The organism is Corynebacterium sp. UBA2622 (assembly GCF_002339505.1).
GTDB lineage: Bacteria > Actinomycetota > Actinomycetes > Mycobacteriales > Mycobacteriaceae > Corynebacterium.
The window spans coordinates 62,515-80,645 of record NZ_DDJO01000013.1 but is presented as its reverse complement, the minus strand read 5'-3'; the positions used below and the strand labels follow the sequence as shown (position 1 = coordinate 80,645).

The following is an 18,131-nucleotide window of genomic DNA, read 5'->3' as shown; positions in this document are numbered from 1 at the left end:
GGCCGGATTTACCTGCCGCTCTTGTCGCCCTCGCCCGCGACGTAGAAGCGCTGCCTGTTCACGAACTCATCCATGCCCAGCGGGCCGAGCTCGCGGCCGAAACCGGAATTCTTCACGCCGCCGAAGGGTAGCTCCGCACCGCCGGCCTGCGGGATGTTGACGTGGATCATGCCCGTCTCGATGCGGGCCGCGACGCGCTTGGCGCGCTCCTCGTCGGTGGAGAATACGGCGCCGCCGAGGCCGTAGAGCGAGTCGTTGGCCAGTTCGATGGCCTCCTCATCGGAGGACACCTTGTAGATCTCGGCGACGGGGCCGAAGAACTCCTCGTAGAAGGAGTCGGAGCCGACGGGAATGTCGGTGATCACGGCGGGGGTGAAGTAGGCGCCTTCGCCGGTGAGCTCGCCGCCGGTGTGCAGGGTGGCACCCGCGTCGACGGCCATCTTGAGCTGCTGCACGAGCGTCTCGGCGGCATCGCGCGAGGAGAGCGGGAAGTATTGGCCCTCCTGCGGGTGCATCGGATCACCCTGGGTGAAGCCCTTGGCCAACTCCACCATCTTGGCCACGAACTCGTCGTACATGTCCTCCATGACGATGATGCGCTTGTTGGAGGTGCAGGCCTGGCCGGTGTTGGCGATGCGCTTCTTCCACGCAGTCTGAACGGCCTTGTCCATGTCATCGGTGTCGAGCACGACGTAGGCGTCGGTGCCTCCGAGCTCGAGCAGCGCCTTCTTCAGGTTCTGCCCGGCGGTGGCGGCGACGGCGCGGCCCGCGCGCTCGGAGCCGGTCAGGGAGATGCCCTGTACGCGCTTGTCGCCCAGCAGGGTCGAGATCTGGTCGTGCGTTGCGTAAATGTTGGTGAACACACCCGCCGGGGCACCGGCCTCCTCGAAGATCTCCTGGATGATCTGGGAAGAGCGGGGGCAGATCTCCGCGTGCTTGAGCATCACGGTGTTGCCCGCCATGACGGCGGGGGCGGCAAAACGCGCCACCTGGTAGTAGGGGAAGTTCCACGGCATCACACCCACGATGACGCCGAGCGGGACTCGGCGCAGCACCGCGGTGCCGCCCTCGTGCTCGAGGGGCTCGTCGGCACCCAGCTCGGGGCCGTGGTCGGCGTAATAGTTGAAGATGTCCACGACATCGTCGAGCTCGGCGTCACCCTGGTCCACGGGCTTGCCCATCTCCTCGGCGATGATCTTGGACAGCTCGCCGCGCTTGGCGTCGAAAAGCTCCGCGACCTTGCGCAGCACCTGGCCGCGGTCCTCGTAGGACTTCTCGCGCCACTGCAGGAACGCCTCGTGGGCGGTGGCGACGGCCTTCTCGAGCTCGTCGTCGGTGATGAAGTCGTAGCTCTCGACGACCTCGTTGTTTACGGGATTTTGTACTCGGTACGGATTAGACATGTCGCCCATGGTACGACCGCGTCTCCACGCCCGCCACGAACCCATGCTTACCTGCTAATACGTTGAGGGCCCGCTCGAACTCGCGCACATCCGCGGTCGGCGCGTGGATGATTTCGCGGCACGAGTAACCCTCCGGGGTCCGTGTCCAGCGGGTGAACCACGCCGTATCCCAGGCATCGAAGATCGGGTTCGCCACCTCGGGCTCGGGAGGCAGGGAGCACAGGAGCTTCTCGACGTCCCACCGCGCGCTTGCGGGCATCGCCTCGATACTGAGGACGGCTGTGACGGGGGCGGCGCACGCGGCGCGCCAGGAGGTGGGTGCGGCCAGGGTGGTTGTCATGCGGGGACCTTCCAGGATCGGATATGCGGCGCACCCTGACCCGCCGCGCCCTCCCGGTGACTGGCCGGGCCGACGCGGCGAGCGAGGTGCGAGACGAGGTTCGTCTTCCCCAACGGCCTCTAAAAGCTCTCTCAAACTCGGGACCGATATTGCTTCACTTGAACCACACCGGCAACCCTAAAGTGCTGGTTAACACCCCTATTTAGTGAAGTTTCAGTTGAGGTTTAGCCACCCGCGTTCCCCACCCGCATCGCGTCCGGGTGGTCTACTGGCGGAAACCACATCGTTCAGCCCTCCGAGGACAAGACATGCCCTCGCAACCCTCTCCCCTCTCCGAACAGCGGCCCTTCCCGCATCCCGGCGAGGGCAGCGCCACACATCGGTAGCAGCGGCGGAAGACCCGGCTTGTGGGCTCCGCCGCGGGCGCCTGCGACGTCGTCGGACTCGGGTCCTTCCACGCTCCGGAGGCGCTCCCCCTCGGTCCGGCGCTGTTCCCCGTCGCTTTCATCCTGTGGATCATCGCCCTTCTCATTGGAGGCCCGAAGAGCCGGGAGCGGGGTAGAAGTTTCCTCTCCGTTATCTGGAACGTCGTTCTCGGGATCATCATCTCCTGCATCCTGGACAAAGCGATCGGATAGACGGCCCTTCGGCCTCCACGGGCCCTCGCCTTTCCGCCCGCGCGTTCCTCCACATTGTGGTTGGCTTGACGCACCACCTTCCCGCCGCCCGAGGAGAGCCGATGTCCACGAAGTACACGGGGCCGCCGGAGCCCGAGACCACCCCTCCCCGCCAACCCGATGCGCAACCCCCGGCGTACCTGATGGAGCCGGTGGAGCCGGGTGCTGCGGGCGCGAAACGGGGCGCTCGGCGCAGCATCGCAGCCTTCGCCGCGCTCGGGCTCGCCGTCCCCGGCTTTTTCCTCGCGTGGCGGCCCTCCATGGTCGTCGCGGCGCTGTTTCTCCTCACCGCCGGGTTCACCGTCGGCATCGTGGCGCTCTTCTTGCGCGGGCGAAAGTGGCCGGCGATCAGCGCAATCATCGTTTCCGTGGTCGGCGTCGTGGTGGCCGTGGTTGTCTTCGTCGTCTCGGTGGGGGTGTCAATCGTCGACAGCTGGGACAGCCAGGCCGCCCCTACCGCTGACGGACCGGCCGCCTCCGACCCCCTCCAGGAAGACACTGGCCGCGAGTCCGGAGACACCCGTGACCGGCCGCTTCCGCTCGGCGCGGCTGCCAGGTCCGACGAGTGGGCTGTCACGCTGAACGGCGTGGACCTGGACGCGACGGCCAAGGTCGCCGCCGCCAACCCCGCGAGCGCGCAGCCCGGCCCGGGAGAAGCCTACGTGCTTGCCAATCTCACGGTCGCGTACAGGGGAAACGATCCGGCCGGTGCTGTACCCCACCCGCTGGTCGCCTATGTCTTCCCCGACGGGACGTACTTCAGGGCCCTGGGTGGCGCAACGGCGACGCCCGAACCCCTGGCGCTTGATGCACCCGTCCGCCCGGGGGAATCCCGCACCGGAAACCTGGCGGTGCTCCTCCCCTCCGCCCCCGGTGCAGACGGGGAAATGGCGATCCAGCCGGATGCCTCCACCCCGGCGAAGTTTTTCGTGGTGCGGTAGCGGGGACGCGGGCGCGGTTCCGCTAGAGAAGGCGCACCATGAGCACACCGGTGAAGACCAGGATCAGCCCCGCGACCCGCTGGGTGTCGAGGGGGCGCTTGTGGGCCCCGAACGCGCCGATGGACTCCATCACCTGACCCCCCGCGATGGTTCCGGCGTTCAGGCCGATGACGGTGGTCGCCGTCCCCAGTATCGGTGCCAGCGTTGCACCGGCGATGACGAATGCCGCGCCCACAAATCCGCCCAGCCACATCCAGCTCGGCCCGGGCCCGGGGCGCGTAACTAGCTGGCGGGGACTGGTGAACAGCGCAATGAGCAGGAGAAGCACGGCGCCCACAAACAGGTTGATCTCGGAGGCGTGCAGCGACGAGCCCGCCACGGTACCGAGGTAACCGTTCACCGTGGTCTGCGTCGCAGAGCCCATGCCGATGGCAACCCCCACCGCGCGCCAGGCCCAGACCCCCGCGCCCTCCCCGTGGGCGGTGGGGGTGTTGCGCCCGAGGTTGAGCACCAGGGCGATGCCGGCCAGCACCACGAGCGCACCCAGGATGCGCGCGAGCCCGACATCGTGGTGGGGGGCGCCGAACAGGCCGAAACGGTCCACCGCCATGCCCATGATCAGCTGGCCCAGTATGGGCAGAACCATCGTCTGCACCGCCCCGATGCGCGGGAAGAGCGCGATGTTGCCCACGATGAACGCCACGCCCATCACACCGCCGAGCCAGACCCACCAACCGGCGTGGGATGCGGCGGCGATATCCGGCACGGGGTTGCCCCTGAGCACCGATGTCACCGCGATGCTCACGGCCAGGGCCACGGAGAAGGAGATCAGCGCCGAGACAACCGGCCTGTCCCCCACGCTCACGCGGAGGCGGGAATTGGCGGCGGACTGGATGGGAATGATGGACCCGGCGGCGACGGCGGCGAGAAGAGGCAGCATGGGCCCCAAATTACCCGGTGGCCCGACGCGGAAACTGGGAGGGGATAGCTCCGGGGCCCGCCCAACCACCCCAAACCTGAAGGAAGTCTTTTTGAATCCTGTCCAAACATTGTCAGAATGTGGTTAACTGGCTCGGTTACCGTCCGTTAGATGGGAGGCCACGCGGCTCCCCGAGGAGAGAAGATTGTCGACCAAATACCCCGGTTCTCCGGAGCCAGAGAATGACCCGATGACGGGTTCAGCGGGTCAGCCCGCCCCCCACCAGCCTGTTTCGTCCCAGGCAGCGCGGGGCGACGCTTACGGCCCCACCGGCCAGAACCCCACTCCCCCGTTCGCACCGGGTCAGTACCCCGGCGCGCAGTATCCCGGTGGGCAGTACCCCACCGCGCAGTACCCCGCGGGCCAGCCGGGTTACCCGTACGCCGCTGAGCCGGAACCCCCTCGCCGTAACGTCGTGGGCATTATCGCGCTCGTGTGTGCAGTCCTCGGATTCATTTTCGCCTGCATTCCCGGCGCTCTCATGCTGGGGTGGATCCTCCTGCCGATCGCCTTCATCCTGGGCCTCGTCGGTGTTTTCATGAAGGGCAGGAAGTGGCCGGCAGTTGCCGCCATCATCCTTTCGATCGTCGGCACCATCGTGGGTGCGGCAGTGTTCATTTTCGTGGTGGGCAAAGCCTTCGATGACAGCTTCAACAGCGACGTAACCGTCTCCCAGGGTGGCGAGGGAGCCGCCCCGAATGGCTCCGCATCCCCGGAAGAGGGCAAGGGCAACAATCCCGGGGACACCCGCGCCAACCCGCTGCCGGTGGGTTCCACCGTGGAGTCGGACGAATGGACGGTGACCCTCAACAGTGTGGACCTGAACGCAACGGATGCGGTTCTCGCCGAGAACCCGTTCAACGAGGCACCCGGCGCCGACCAGACGTACGCGCTGGTCAATGTCACGCTGGCCTACAAGGGCGACGATCCCCAGGGGTCGACCCCGATGGAAATCGTGTCCTTCGTGCTCCCCGACGGCACGACGGTGAATTCCTACGACACGTCGGCCGTGGCCCCCGAGGCGCTCGATTCCCTCACCACGCTCTACTCGGGCGCTACGGTTACCGGCAACGTGGACTTCGTCGTCCCCGCCACCACCGCGGGTGAAGGCGTGATCTCGATTCAGCCGGATCCTTTCAGCAAGAAGAAGTTCTTCGCGGTTAAGTAAGCTCGCCCCCGACACGGAAAAACCGCCGCCCCCACGTAAGTGGAGCGGCGGTTTTGCCCGTTCGGCGGGACCTCGTCGCGCCCCCGCGCAGCTCAGCCGAGCGCGGCTGCGGCATCCACCACCAGGCCCCAGAACCGGTCGGCGTCGAGCTCGGTTGCCACCTGGGTGTGGCAGTCCTCCGGGGCTGGGGCGCGGAAGTCCGCGACCGTGCGCCCGGCGGTGAGGCGGCCCTGCGTCTCCACGTCCACGGGCACCCGCACCGTCTTTACGGCCTCGGGGTCGATGAGGTAGGCCACGCAGCAGGGATCGTGCACCGGGGGGTCGATGAACCCCTGGGCATCGCGGTAGTTCTTCCGGAAGGCGCCGAAGAGCGCCACCACGAAGTCGCCCACGGGCGTACCCAGAGCACGGAAGCGCTCCTCCACCTCGGGGGTGGCCAACGCCTGGTGGGTCAGGTCGAGCCCGACCATGGTCACGGGCCACGCCTCGTTGAAGACGATCTGCGCGGCCTCCGGGTCGATGGCGATGTTGAATTCCGCCGACGCCGTCCAGTTGCCGGTTCCGTAGGCGCCGCCCATGAGCACCACCTCGCACACGCGCTCCACGATGCGCGGCTCGAGTCGCGCCGCGAGCGCGATATTGGTCAGCGGGCCCGTGGGCACCAGGGTCACGGTGCCGGGTTCACGGGACATGACCGTGTCGATGATCCACTGCACGGCGTGGCCGTCCGCCACGTCCACACGCGGGTCGGGCAGGTCGTAACCGTGCACCTCCATCCCGCTGTCGCCGTGGATGCCCTCGGCCGTTTCCACGGGCCGGAGCAGCGGGCGCGTCGCCCCGGCGTGGAGGGGGACGTCGGCAAGCCCCGCAATGGTGAGCACCTGGCGGGCGTTGAACGTGACCTTGTCGAGGGTGTGGTTGCCACCCACGGTGGTCACGCCCAGAAGGTCGATGTCCGGGTTGCCGGCGGCCAGGAGGATGGCGACGGCGTCGTCGTGGCCGGGGTCGCAGTCGAGGATGATGGAGCGCATCGCCTAGCGCACCTCCTCCGCTGCGGCCCTCTTGGCGGCTGCGTCCTCGGCGGCGATGGTGTCCGGGATGGTCTCCGGGCGCGGGATGAGGAAGGACGTGGCCAGCGCGCCGAACAGCAGCACGGCACCGGTGATCATGCCCGCGCGGTACCCGCCGCCGGAGCTGGCGAAGGTGGTGGCGGCGGCGAAGATGATGGTGAAGGAGATTCCCGCGCCGAGGTTGAAGGCACCGGCGTTCATGCCGGGCAGGTAGCCCTGGTTCTGCTTCGGGGCCAGAACGACACCGAGGGAGCCGAGCATGATGTTGGCGATGCCCGCGTAGGTCACACCCGCGGCGATGGAGAGCGCGAGCAGCAGACCGCGCGTCGGGTTGCCCACCACGTAGATGCCGAAGAGCACGGAGAGGATCGCACCGGCGATGCCGATCTGCAGCATCATCTTGTAGCCGATGCGCCCGGCAATGTAGCCGGAGACGGGGCCGAAGATCAGGCCCGCGATGGCGTAGGGGGTCAGGGTCCACCAGGAGACCATGCCCGCGGAAAGGTTCGGGCCGTTGACGGGGTCCTGCGCGAGGTTGGGCACCAGGCCGTTCATGACGGCGAAGATGCCGGTCATGGTCAGCGTGGTGGTGGCCAGCAGGGCCCAGGTGCGGCGCTGGCGCATGAGGTCGGTGGAGACCAGCGGGTGGGCGCTGGAGTCCTCGCAGCGCCAGAACACGACGAGGGCGATTGCGCCGATGACGAGCAGCACGGCGACGAGGAACCAGTTGGCGGCTGCGAGCCCGCCGGCCTCGTTGAGTGCGGTGAGGATGGCACCGATCGCGACCACCAGCGGGACGACACCCTTCCAGTCCATCGGCTGGGTGTCCTCGGAGCGGGTCTCGTCGAGCCCGAAGTGCGTCGCGACGGCCGCGAACAGGGCGGTCGCGCCGATGACCCAGAACACCGAGCGGAAGCTGAAGGTGGAGGTCAGCCACCCGCCCAGGAGCGCGTCGATGCCGGCGATGCCGCCGTTGACGGAGGTGAGCACGCCGATGAGGAGGGCGAACTGCTTCTCCTCGCGCACCGCCTGGCGCAGCATGACGGAGGTCAACGCGACGGTCGGGCCCGAGACGCCCTGGATCACGCGCCCGAGGAAGAGCACGGCCACGTTGGGGGCCAGGGCGGCGACGACGGAGCCTACGGCGGTGACGAGCATCATCCCGAAGAGGACCTTGCGCCGGCCGATGAGGTCACCCCAGCGCGGCATGAAGAGGGAGAACAGCGCGGCGGCCGTGAAGAAGGCCGTCTGCGTCAGACCGATCTGGGCGGTGGTGGCGTTGAGTTCCCCCTCCATCGTCGCCAGCGCGGGGGCGAGCATGGAGGCGTTGAGTTGGAATGCAAAAACCGCGGTGAGCAGGGCCAGCATGAGCGGCCACACCTTGCGTACAGGGAGTTTCGCACCTGCGGCAGGAATCGTAGTCATAAGCCGAATGCTACCCCCCTCACCCCCGTTTCACAGATTCGCAAAGACCCCCGAATTGGTTTTCTGCCACAGGGGTTTCGCCCACTCGCCGAACTCGCGGTCGGTCAGCGCAACCATCGCCGTCCCGGCGCGCGGGTCGTCCACCCAGCCCGGCACGACCCAGAGGTACGTCCCGGCCATGCCGAAGTGCCCGACGGTCTCCGGGGGCATGTTCTCCCCCGTCCAGTGCGGCGCCTTCTCCCCCTTGACCTCGAAACCCAACCCCCACGGGCAGGGTTTCTGCATTCCGTAGCCCGGGACCACACCGCGCAGGTCGCCGAACTGGTTTGTCATGGCGTCGCGAAGCGTGGCCTCACTCAGCAGCGTCGGGTCCAGAAGCTCCGCTGCGAACGCCCGCAGGTCGCTTATCGACGCCCTCCCCCCGTGCCCCGCAGAACCGTAAATGTCTGCGGTGCCCATGCCCAGGGGTTCGAAGACGCCCTCGCGCGCGTAGTCGCCGAAGCCCATGCCCGCCTCCGCCTCGAGACGCTCGGCGAGGATCTCGTAACCGGCGGAGGAGTAGATGCGCCTCTCCCCCACCTGGCGCTGCGGCTCGCGGGTGTCAAAGCCGACGCCGCTGGCGTGGGCGAGGAGGTGGCGCACCGTGGATCCCTCCGGGCCGAGCGGGGTGTCCAGCTCGAAGGCCCCCTCCTCCACCGCGAGAAGGATGGCGTAGGCGGAGAGCAGCTTGGTCACGCTGGCGAGCTCGTACACGCGCCCGGTGTCGCCGTAGGTGGCGGTGGTGCCGCCGAGGAGCGCGGCGGAGGCGTTGTCGGCGGGCCAGGGGTCGAGGAGGGGGCTCAGATCCATGGATTCGATGCTAGTTACCCGAAGCGCCTCTCCCGGTTGCGGTAGCCGCGCCACTGCTCCCCCCGTTCGCTTTCCTCGGCGTCGAGGAAGGCGTTGTAGAGCGCGTCGATGAACTCCTCCCGCGAGGGGTCGTCGCTGACCTGCTGCTTGACCTCCTCCTTCACGGGTTCACCCGGGGTGCTGTGGTGCTGCGCGAGCTCCTTTTCCTCCTCCCGCTCGATTTCCTCCATCTTTTCGTGGCGCCACTCGCGCACGGTGTCGGGCTCGATTGTGCGCGCAGCGGCGCGGGCGGATTCCTCCACCCCCTGGAAGTTGCGGCGCAGCCGTGCGGCGAACTGGTTGACGGGGGCGAAGTCCTGCTGGGCGGGGATGTACCAGCCCATCCAGTAGACGATCGCCGAGATGACGAAGGCGAGGATCGGGGTCAGGATCATGCTGAGCTGGTGGTAGCCGAAGCGGTACAGGACGACGTTGAGGGTGGCGGCCGCGACGGCGGGTATGGCCATCGACTGCTGGTTCTTCAGCAGCGCCGGGATGCGCCCGATCATCATGTCGCGGATGACGCTGCCCCCGGTGGCCGTGACCACCGCCATGAGCACGCACCCGAGCGGGGACACACCGGCGAGGAGCGCCTTGGTCGAGCCCGTCACCGCCCACACGCCGATGGTGACCATGTCGGCGTGGTACTGGAACATCGTCCAGGTGAATCCGTGGAAGTGAGCGACGAACGCCGTGGCGGCACCCGCGATGGCCACCCAGACGTACTCGGGGTACTCCAGCGCCGCGACCTTGCCGCTGTCGATGAGCACGTCGCGGATCGCCCCGCCGGCGAGTGAGGAGATGATGGCCAGGACGAGGAAGCCGACAATGTCGAAGTTCATCTTCCTGGCGACGGTGCCGGCCACCAGGCTGGTCAGGTAGACGCCGATCAGCTCGAGTACCTGGTAGGTGGTGGCGATTGCGGGGGTCATCTCGATCATGTCCACCGCGGCGATCTTACAGACCGGGGCGGCGCGGCCGGCCCGCGCATAAGCGCGTCCTTATGTCCGGGTGGGTCTCACTGCCAGTTAACGTTGACCGCGTAGCCGTTCATCTTCGTGCCCTCGGTCAGCGCCTCCCCGTGGCTGCGCAGGAGATCCTCGGTGTGGGTGCGGGCCCGGTCGACGAGACCCTGCTCGACGGCCGCGTCCTGGGCTATGCGCTCCTGCTCCGCGAGGAAACCGGAGACGTCCTCCACCCGCACCTGGTTCAGCGGGTTCATGGACTGGTCGTAGACCGTGATGCTGTCCGGGTTGATGTGCGACTCCAACACCTCCACCTTCGGTGACGAGATGGTGAGGGTCCGTGCGTTGTCGTCCACATCGGCACGGATCCCGTCGGCGTCGCGGATGCCCGCCTTGACGGTGCCGTCGAAGGTGACCAGGAAGTTGCGGCCCGTGAAGGGCACGGTGTGGCCCGCGACCTGGAAGCCCTCCTGGTCGAAGCTGCCCACGCGGGAGAAGTTGTACTCCTCGGTGCTCAGTTCAGCGATGTCGTGGAAGGAGGCGCCGATCTCATCCGAGGTGATCGAGCTCCTGCCCTGGCCGAAGAGTGCCGGGCGGGCGGCGACAACCGCGGCGGCGAGCAGCGCGAGGATGGCCAGGATGGCGAGGGCGGTGACGCAGCCGGAGCGGCGCCCGCCCGGGCGGGTTTCGGTGACGGTGGACATGGTTTCTCCTTCGGCGATCGCGGCGCGCGGGCGCTACGGGTAGGCACCATATAGTAACGCGCAGTATCGACATCGCCTTCCCTCTCCTGGTGTGCGGGCGCCGGGCGGGAGGTGTCCGGTGTCACACCACCCCCGTGCGCCCGGTTAAAGTGTGGTGGCACGCCGTGCGGCGCGCGCCCAGCACCGGGCGCGCGGGCACCCGACCGTAGACCCCGACCAGGAAGCGAAACCATGTCCGGATCCACGTCACTGTCCTCCCGCGGCCCGGGGAAGCCCTCGCGTGAGCGCGCCCCGGAAGAAGAGAACTCGGGCAGCGGGAAGAACTCCGCCGGGTTCCTCGGGGCGATCGAGAAGATCGGCAACAAGCTCCCCGACCCCTTCTGGCTCTTCGTCATCCTCTCCGGGGTGGTGGTCGTCGCCTCCTGGATCGGATCCGCGATCGGCATGACCGCCCAGGACCCGGGGACGAACCAGACGGTGAAGGTCGAATCGCTGCTCACCGGTGAGAACCTCTCGCGCATGGTGACGGACGCGGTGAAGAACTTCATCGAGTTCCCGCCGCTGGGCGTAATCCTCGCGGTGATGCTGGGCGTAGCCGTGGCGGAGCAGACTGGCCTGCTCTCAGCGATGGTCCGCGCGATGGTGAGCAGGGTGGGCCCCGTCATGCTCACCTTCATGGTGGCGCTCGCCGGCGTGACCGGATCGGTCGCCTCGGACGCGATCTACGTCATCATCATCCCGCTGGGGGCGATGGCCTTCCACGCCCTGGGCCGATCGCCCGTCGTGGGTGCGATGGTGGCCTTCGCCGCCAGCTCGGCGGGGTTCAATGCCTCGCTGATCCTCAACATCACCGACCTGCTCCTGGCGGGCATCTCCACTTCGGCGGCGCACATCGTTAACCCGGATTACGACGTCTCCCCGCTGGCGAACATCTACTTCGTCATTCCCTCCGCGATCGTCCTCTCGCTCATCATCACCGCGGTGACCGAGCTCTACGTGGACAAGAAGGCCCAGCAGCTCGTCGACCACGACGACATCGAGACCGGTGAGCTCTCCTTCGACAACGCCACCGAGTCCGCCGCCCCCGCCGATGCCAACGACGATGACGAGGACCTCTCGCTCTCCCCCACCGAGTCCAGGGCGCTGAAGGCCGCGGGGCTGACCCTGTTGTTCTTCCTCGCCGCGTTCTTCCTCGCGCTCTTCCTGCCCGCCTCCCCTTTGGCCAACACGGAGGAGGGCTTCATGAAGTCCCCGCTGATCACCGCCATCGCCGTGCCCATCTCCCTGGGCTTCTTCCTCTGCGGCCTCGCCTACGGCCTCGTCGCCGGCACCATCTCCTCCGGCGAGGACATCCCCGACATGATGGCAAAGGGCCTGAAGACGCTGCTGCCCATGCTGGTTCTCTTCTTCGCCGTCTCCCAGTTTCTCGCCTGGTTCCGCTGGTCCAACCTCGGCTCCTGGACCGCCATCCACGGAGCCGAGCTCCTGCAGCGCTGGGACCTGCCGAAGGTTCTGCTCTTCGCGGGCTTCGTGCTCATGGTCTCGGTGATCAACCTGCTGCTCACCTCGGGTTCGGCGCAGTGGGCGCTCATGGCGCCGGTGGTCGTTCCGATGATGATGTACGTCGGCGTCTCCCCGGAGGTCACCCAGATGCTCTTCCGCATCGGCGACTCCCCCACCAACATCATCACCCCGATGTCGCCCTACTTCGCCCTCGCGCTGACCTTCCTGCAGCGCTACTACCGCAGGGCCGGGGTGGGCACGCTTATGTCGCTGGCGCTGCCGTATTCCCTGGCGATGGTGATCGGCTGGTTCCTCTTCTTCCTCGCCTGGTACTACCTCGGTATCCCCCTCGGCCCCGGCGCGCCGATGGATTGCCAGCTCTAGCTTGGCGACGCCCGGAGGGGCGGGGTGGGTCAAGAAAGTCTCCGTTTTCGATGTCTCGCGCACCTTTACACTTCCAATATGATGACTTCCCCCGCGCTAAAGGGCCCTGAAGACCCCATCCTCGACAGTGACGGCGAGACCGCCGGGACGCTTTTGAACTTCTGGAGCTGGGCTTACTCAGATCCGCTGGATAACGCCGCACGCGGGGTTTTCGCCGAGTACCTCGTAGCGCTCGCAACAGGCTCAACCGGTGAGTCCCGGAAAGACTGGGCCGCATACGACCTCACCACACCGGCTGGTATCGCCCTGGAGGTGAAGTCCTCTGCGTACGTGCAAACGTGGCCGCAGAAGAAGCCCTCTGAAATTCGGTTCAGCACCTACGAGGCTCAAGGATGGGACCCACTTACCAACGAATATTCCTCGACCCCCGCCCGCTCCGCCGATATCTATGTCTTCTGCGTCCTCAACCACTTGGATCGCAACACGGTCAACCCACTCGACACCCGCCAGTGGGACTTCTATGTCACGACCAGCAAGCGCCTCAACGAAACTATCGGTAGGCAAAAGTCGATCGGCCTGAACCCTCTCCTCACGAGAGTTCAGCCGGTAAAAACAACATTCTCCGAACTCGATGATGCCATCGCGGAGGCTGCGGCGAGCCTCCCCGCACGCCGCGAAACCCGCATCCTGGAGTAAGTACCACGCCTACGGCGTGAACATCCCGCCCACCACCGCGAGCAGCACGGCGGTTGTGGCGATCATCGGCCATTTGCGGTCCACCGGCTCGGGCCTCGGGTCGGTGCCCATGCCGCGGGCAACGGTGTCGTAACCGTCGCCAAGCATCTCCTTGAGCTGCGTGTTCGTCTGGGTGCGCTTCTCCCAATCTGCAAGCGCGGTGCGGTCGGCCCGTTCGCAGCGGTGCCACCAGAAGCCCGGGAGGAACATCGCGCCACCGATCAAGATCCCGCTGAAGAAGCCTGCGGCCCCGCCCCCGCCGGTGAGGGATCCGAGTAGCATCATGGCGCCGCCGATGATGCCCACCCATGCCCACCGCTTTCGCTTGCGCACGGTGTGGGCAGTGCGCCCCAGGTAATCGGTGGGCTCGGAAACGGCAGCGGGCTGAACCGGTTCGGGCGCGGGTGCCTGTGCCGTCTCTGCGGGGCCGAAGTAGTTGTTCACCACGTAGGAGTTGTTCTCCACGCCGTAGTTGATACGGGTGCTCCCGGTGTTCTCGGGCGACACTGGGTTGGGTCCGAAGGGGTTGCGGGGGCCGAACGGCTGCGGCTGGTTGTCCATGTGGTCTTTGCTCTTCTCTCGGTCGTGGTCGTCGAATTCCGACTATATCCAACGACCCCGCACGCGGAAGGCGTTTCCTGAACGGCTGTTCGAGCTACACCTCCCCCGCCCTGCGCACGGCGTCGGCCACGACGAGGTCCTCCCACGGCATGCCCACGGTCTTGAACACCACCGGGCGGTCGCGGGTGAGGGAAACGGTGCCGGTAACTACGTCCCTGACGGGGATCAGGTCCTCGACCTGAAGGGCCCCGTCGGCAATCGCGAGGGTGACGTCTCCTGCCTCCCGGAGAGCCACCTCCCCATCCTCCACAATGACGTGCGCGGCACCCATGAGGTCGGAACCGATCTCCCGCGCGTCCGTGGTGTGGGAACCGACCGCCACGACCACAGAATCCCGCCGCACGTCCTGCAGGTCCACCACCGGTTCCAATGAGGTTGTCGCGCATACCACCAGTTCGGCGGCCGCCACTGCCTCGGTCGCTTCCGGGGACCCGGCGGCCGCCCAGGGATAGCCCAGACCCTCTGGCTCGCTCCGCCCGACAAAGGTGATCTCCACCGGCCGCACGCTCCGGAAAACAGATTCGAGGGCGGCGGCGTGACCGCAGCCCTGCGTCCCGGTTCCGACGATCACGGCAGTCAGAGGCCCATTCCCGCCAGCGAGGGCGTCCTTAACACCGGCGAGGGAGACCGCCGGGGTGCGGAGGGTTGTCAGGGCCGCGCCGTCGATGAGTGTGGTGGGCGTGAGCGTGGGGCCGTCGAAAAGCAGGTACTGCCCCTGGATCAGGGGAAGCAGCGGGTCGTGGTCGGCTGGTTGGATGGCGAGGATCTTGACTCCGCTGACGTGCGGCAGGGTCGACGGCATGAGGTGCATTTCCCCGTGCGCGAGCGGAACCTTGGTGCGTGGCAGGTCTGACTCAGGGTCGAAACCCGCGGCGAGCGCGTCCCGGAGCGCGTCGACGGCCTCGGCGGGACTGAGGCGGGACATGACTTCGTCGTGGGTGATGATCTCCATGGGGCCAGGGTACGGAGATGTGAGGCTCGGTTGCCGGGGTTGGATAACAGAAATGTAACGAGGATCACTTCCGGAACCGCGACAGCAGACACGATTTTCCCGCACACTGTTCAGGTAATTGCACGAGATTTCTAAGGAACCTACATGAAGCGAACCCTGGCCGTCGTTTTCGCAGCCGCGAGCTGCCTCGCCCTCACCGCCTGCGGCGGCTCCTCCGAGGCCGAGACCCCGGCTACCGTCACCGTGACCACCACCGCCCCCGGCACTACGGTGCAGACCACGACGACCGTTACGCACACTGTGACCACCACCGACACCCCGGCCTCGGCGGCCGCCCCCGAGCCCGCAGCGGTCCCCGAGCCCGCCGCGGATGTCGATACCCGCCCGATGGGCCTCGTCGCTCCCGCCCACAACCCCGCACCGGCCGCCCCCGCCGCTCCCGCACAGTCCGCCTCCTACGCCAACTGCGCCGCGGTCCGCGCCGCCGGCGCTGCCCCGCTGCACCGCGGCGAACCGGGCTACTCCCCCAAGCTCGACCGCGACGGGGACGGCATCGCCTGCGAATAGAACGCGTTCGCTTTGCGACGCCCCCTTTCCCGACCCCGACAGCACTACCCAATCGGTGCCTTTGCAGCGCAGTCAATCTTGGCGTACGGCCTGCCATTCTCGTCAACGGAGGTGAGGGCGTGCTTGCCGCCGTAGGCTCGGCATCCGGTGTACTTCGCTCCTCCACCCGATGGGCTGGGGCTCGGAGCCACGGGTGGCACAGACCCGTTCCCCGCGGCGGCGGAGGGAGCAGGGCCCTCCGCTTCCAACGATTTCCGGATTTCTCTTGCCCACGCGCCCATCTGCGGGAGCGATTCAGTTCGTGCGTTTTGCTCGCGACGCTGTTCCTCGTTCCGTATGGCCGCGTCAAACCGATCACGGTGGGTAGAAAGATCCTGGTGGAGCGCCCTGAGCGAGCGCTCAATCTCCTTGCCATACGCTTCCTGACGGAACTCAGACCAATGCTCGCGGTCGTGGTCGATTTTGCTCAAGGCAATTTCTGCGGCTGCCAGGCGTCCCAGAATTGTCCGGGCCTCAGAGAATTCAGCTTCTGAACCCACATGGACAGCAGCGGGTGCGAATTCGCCGGCCGCGGCGACCGCAGCCTGTGCCTCTTTGACGCTGGCAGCGTCCTCTGGGGCGACGTAGCACTCGGGGCCGGCTGCCGAAATTCCCCGCCCCGCCCGCGCGGCCTCCCCCTCAGCGTCTGAAACTTCTTTGTAGAAACGGTGGTTAGGCGCGATGTCCATTGCCACCCCAAACCCCTCTCGTGCGATTTCCGCGTTAATGAGCGCGCCATCCCGAAACACGCCCGCAAGCGTTCGGCCGTACCGGTCAAGGCGCTCCTGATCGAACTTGAGAGAGATCTCCGATCCCACCGGAATAAGCTCTTGCACCCGATCCCGGGCCTGCTCGGCAAAGCACTCGGAAAGACTTCCGTTTCTCCCAATCTCGGGCGCGTCGACATTTAAGAATCGGACGCGGGTAGTCTCTCCCCCGAGCGAAACATCGATTGTGTCTCCGTCGATAATTTTTTCAACCATAACAGGGGAATCGCCAAAAACCCCATGAACGAAATGCGCCGTAACGGCCAGTGTGCACACCCAGCCCGCTACTCTCCACACCCCCATACTTGTTTACCGACTCCTATGTCATCCCTTGAATCAACGATCAAATATTTACCGCGCAGCTTTTCGGGCTCTCTATGGCCCGCGATAGCAACCAAGGCGAACGAAAACCCGGCACCTCTCGGCGCCGGGCTAAAATGCTCCTCCAACTGGGCTCGAACCAGTGACCCTTCGATTAACAGTCGAATGCTCTGCCAACTGAGCTATGGAGGAATTTCGTGAAGCAATCGCTTGCAACGTAGGTAAACTATAGCGATCGCCCGCGCGACGTCCAAATCGGTCATTGATCTGCGGGAATACCCGGCATCCGGCTGCACTGGGGCCAATTCCGCGCCCGCTTTGTTCACACGGTAGGCTACTGGTACAAAGATCAAGGGGCTATAGCTCAGTCGGTTAGAGCCGCGGACTCATAATCCGCTGGTCGCGGGTTCGAGCCCCGCTGGCCCCACACAGTGCACGCCACTCTCCTGCTGGCGCTGCCGCACCCCTTCGGTACGATGGCCCGCATGATTCAGTTCGTTGTCGGCGCAGCAGCCGGGTACGTGTTCGGCACGAAGGCCGGCAGGAAGCGCTACCACCAGATCGTCGACGCCAGCCGCGCGGTAGCCAACTCCCCGATCACCCAGCAGGTGGTCACATCGGGGCGGAAGGCCATCGCCAACCGCATCGATCCGGAGCCGCGCATGCGGGAGGTCAAGGACCTCAAGCGCGGCCGCTCGGGGCACAAGGCCCAGGACCAGATCCTCGAGCCCGATACGGACTAGACCAGCCCCGCCACAATCCCGTCGAGGATGTCCTTCTCGCTGATTACTATCGCCCGCTGACCAGCCCGCTCCCCCGCTACGGCGAGGATCTCCTCCACCACCACCGCACCGGCGGCGATGACGTCGGCGCGACCCGGGTGCATCACGGGGTTCTCCCGGCGCTCGGCAGCCGTCTGGGCACGCAGTGTTGTGGTGGTGGTCAGGAGGTCGTCGAAAAGCAGCTCGGACATGTGGATCCGGGCGGGGTCGTAGGCCCCCAGGCCCTGGGTGAGGGCGGACAGCGTGGTGAAAGTACCCGCACAGCCGACAAAGGTGCCTACGCCATCGAGCATGGGGGCGACACCGCGGAGGATGCCGCGGACGTACTGGCGGGTCTCCTCCGTCTCCGCTTCCGTGGGCGGGTCGGAGCGCATGAAACGTTCGGTCAGGCGCACGCAGCCCATCCGGGTGGAGGTGGAGTCGCTGATTCCCGCGCAGTCGCCGACCACGAACTCGGTGGAGCCGCCGCCGAGGTCGATGACGCAGAACGGGCCGCGGGCCGGGTCGATGTCGAGGGTTGCCCCGGTGAAGGAGAGCGCGGCCTCCTCCTCCCCGATGATGACCTCCGCGCGCGCACCGGCCTGGATGCGGCCGAGGAGGTCGGCGGTCATGGCAAAAAACTCGTCCCTGTTGGCGGCGTCGCGGGTGGCGGAGGTGGCCACCATCCGCACGCGGGTGACCCCCTCGCGCTTCATCTCCGCCGTGTAGTCCTCCAGCGCCGCCCGGGTGCGCTCGATGGCGTCGGGGTTGAATCGGCCCGTCTCGTCCACGCCCTGGCCGAGCCGGACGATGGTGTTGCGCCGCGAGATCTCGGTGAGCGTTCCGTCCGGGTTCGGCTGGGCAATGAGCAGGCGGATGGAGTTGGTGCCGCAGTCGACGGCGGCGACACGCGTCACGTCC

At 66.7% G+C, this 18,131-nt stretch carries 19 protein-coding genes and 2 tRNA genes; 8 read left to right on the top strand and 13 right to left on the bottom strand.

All coding sequences use genetic code 11. The features are described from left to right. Positions 1 to 8: 8 nt before the first annotated feature. Positions 9 to 1,403, bottom strand: coding sequence for an NAD-dependent succinate-semialdehyde dehydrogenase (locus B3611_RS06100; protein WP_291314193.1), 1,395 nt, complete (start codon positions 1,401 to 1,403; stop codon positions 9 to 11). Continuing rightward, positions 1,396 to 1,743, bottom strand: a complete 348-nt coding sequence (locus tag B3611_RS06095) for a hypothetical protein (protein ID WP_291314192.1) — start codon at positions 1,741 to 1,743, stop codon at positions 1,396 to 1,398. Before B3611_RS06095 ends, B3611_RS06100 begins: the two co-directional genes overlap by 8 nt. Positions 1,744 to 2,150: 407 nt before the next feature. Here B3611_RS06095 and B3611_RS06090 point away from each other — a divergent pair, with 407 nt between their 5' ends. Together B3611_RS06090 and B3611_RS06085 are read left to right on the top strand one after the other, a co-directional pair. Then, positions 2,151 to 2,381 (top strand): hypothetical protein, encoded by a 231-nt coding sequence (locus tag B3611_RS06090; protein ID WP_291314191.1) that lies wholly within the window; start codon positions 2,151 to 2,153, stop codon positions 2,379 to 2,381. Positions 2,382 to 2,482: 101 nt separating this feature from the next. Beyond that, the gene (locus B3611_RS06085; protein ID WP_291314190.1) at positions 2,483 to 3,361 is read left to right on the top strand and encodes a hypothetical protein; all 879 of its coding nucleotides are present in this window, start codon (positions 2,483 to 2,485) and stop codon (positions 3,359 to 3,361) included. Positions 3,362 to 3,383: 22 nt separating this feature from the next. Here the strand turns inward: B3611_RS06085 and B3611_RS06080 are convergent, their stop codons facing one another. Then, complete coding sequence (locus B3611_RS06080; protein WP_291314189.1) at positions 3,384 to 4,301, bottom strand: DMT family transporter; 918 nt, start codon at positions 4,299 to 4,301, stop codon at positions 3,384 to 3,386. A 229-nt stretch (positions 4,302 to 4,530) separates the two neighbouring features. On the opposite strand from B3611_RS06080, the gene B3611_RS06075 reads away from it, so the two are divergent. Further along, entirely contained in the window at positions 4,531 to 5,508 is a 978-nt protein-coding gene (locus tag B3611_RS06075; RefSeq protein WP_291314188.1) for a DUF4352 domain-containing protein, read from the top strand. A 92-nt stretch (positions 5,509 to 5,600) separates the two neighbouring features. Here B3611_RS06075 and B3611_RS06070 read toward each other — a convergent pair whose 3' ends face one another. The 5 genes from B3611_RS06070 to B3611_RS06050 all read right to left on the bottom strand — a co-directional run bounded on the left by B3611_RS06070 (position 5,601) and on the right by B3611_RS06050 (position 10,560). Further along, positions 5,601 to 6,539: a nucleoside hydrolase gene (locus B3611_RS06070; protein ID WP_291314187.1), complete on the bottom strand. Its 939-nt coding sequence runs from the start codon at positions 6,537 to 6,539 to the stop codon at positions 5,601 to 5,603. 3 nt (positions 6,540 to 6,542) lie between these two features. Continuing rightward, the gene (locus tag B3611_RS06065) at positions 6,543 to 8,003 is read right to left on the bottom strand and encodes an MFS transporter (RefSeq protein WP_291314186.1); all 1,461 of its coding nucleotides are present in this window, start codon (positions 8,001 to 8,003) and stop codon (positions 6,543 to 6,545) included. Between the two features lie 30 nt (positions 8,004 to 8,033). Continuing rightward, the gene (locus tag B3611_RS06060) at positions 8,034 to 8,852 is read right to left on the bottom strand and encodes a serine hydrolase domain-containing protein (RefSeq protein WP_291314185.1); all 819 of its coding nucleotides are present in this window, start codon (positions 8,850 to 8,852) and stop codon (positions 8,034 to 8,036) included. A 14-nt stretch (positions 8,853 to 8,866) separates the two neighbouring features. After that, positions 8,867 to 9,832 (bottom strand): TRIC cation channel family protein, encoded by a 966-nt coding sequence (locus B3611_RS06055; protein WP_291314263.1) that lies wholly within the window; start codon positions 9,830 to 9,832, stop codon positions 8,867 to 8,869. Positions 9,833 to 9,909: 77 nt separating this feature from the next. After that, positions 9,910 to 10,560 (bottom strand): DUF4230 domain-containing protein, encoded by a 651-nt coding sequence (locus B3611_RS06050; protein ID WP_291314184.1) that lies wholly within the window; start codon positions 10,558 to 10,560, stop codon positions 9,910 to 9,912. Positions 10,561 to 10,791: 231 nt separating this feature from the next. On the opposite strand from B3611_RS06050, the gene B3611_RS06045 reads away from it, so the two are divergent. Further along, positions 10,792 to 12,447: an AbgT family transporter gene (locus tag B3611_RS06045; protein WP_291314183.1), complete on the top strand. Its 1,656-nt coding sequence runs from the start codon at positions 10,792 to 10,794 to the stop codon at positions 12,445 to 12,447. 78 nt (positions 12,448 to 12,525) lie between these two features. Beyond that, positions 12,526 to 13,143 carry a hypothetical protein gene (locus tag B3611_RS06040; protein WP_291314182.1) on the top strand — a complete coding sequence of 206 codons (618 nt, stop codon included), beginning with the start codon at positions 12,526 to 12,528 and terminating at the stop codon, positions 13,141 to 13,143. Positions 13,144 to 13,152: 9 nt separating this feature from the next. On the opposite strand, the gene B3611_RS06035 is transcribed toward B3611_RS06040, so the two are convergent. Together B3611_RS06035 and B3611_RS06030 are read right to left on the bottom strand one after the other, a co-directional pair. Beyond that, a complete protein-coding gene (locus B3611_RS06035) occupies positions 13,153 to 13,743 on the bottom strand; it encodes a hypothetical protein (protein ID WP_291314181.1) in 591 nt (196 codons plus the stop codon). Positions 13,744 to 13,837: 94 nt separating this feature from the next. Next, positions 13,838 to 14,755 (bottom strand): ornithine cyclodeaminase family protein, encoded by a 918-nt coding sequence (locus B3611_RS06030; RefSeq protein WP_291314180.1) that lies wholly within the window; start codon positions 14,753 to 14,755, stop codon positions 13,838 to 13,840. Positions 14,756 to 14,899: 144 nt separating this feature from the next. Between B3611_RS06030 and B3611_RS06025 the strand changes: the two genes are divergently transcribed. Continuing rightward, positions 14,900 to 15,322, top strand: a complete 423-nt coding sequence (locus B3611_RS06025; protein ID WP_291314179.1) for an excalibur calcium-binding domain-containing protein — start codon at positions 14,900 to 14,902, stop codon at positions 15,320 to 15,322. A 44-nt stretch (positions 15,323 to 15,366) separates the two neighbouring features. Here the strand turns inward: B3611_RS06025 and B3611_RS06020 are convergent, their stop codons facing one another. Continuing rightward, positions 15,367 to 16,344: a thermonuclease family protein gene (locus B3611_RS06020; protein WP_291314178.1), complete on the bottom strand. Its 978-nt coding sequence runs from the start codon at positions 16,342 to 16,344 to the stop codon at positions 15,367 to 15,369. Positions 16,345 to 16,568: 224 nt separating this feature from the next. Further along, positions 16,569 to 16,641, bottom strand: a tRNA-Asn gene (locus B3611_RS06015). 161 nt (positions 16,642 to 16,802) lie between these two features. Between B3611_RS06015 and B3611_RS06010 the strand changes: the two genes are divergently transcribed. Together B3611_RS06010 and B3611_RS06005 are read left to right on the top strand one after the other, a co-directional pair. Further along, positions 16,803 to 16,876 (top strand) — tRNA-Ile (locus tag B3611_RS06010). A 58-nt stretch (positions 16,877 to 16,934) separates the two neighbouring features. Further along, positions 16,935 to 17,192 carry a hypothetical protein gene (locus B3611_RS06005; protein ID WP_291314177.1) on the top strand — a complete coding sequence of 86 codons (258 nt, stop codon included), beginning with the start codon at positions 16,935 to 16,937 and terminating at the stop codon, positions 17,190 to 17,192. Here the strand turns inward: B3611_RS06005 and B3611_RS06000 are convergent. Then, positions 17,189 to 18,127, bottom strand: coding sequence for an exopolyphosphatase (locus B3611_RS06000; protein ID WP_414646307.1), 939 nt, complete (start codon positions 18,125 to 18,127; stop codon positions 17,189 to 17,191). The genes B3611_RS06005 and B3611_RS06000 overlap by 4 nt on opposite strands. Positions 18,128 to 18,131 lie beyond the last annotated feature (4 nt).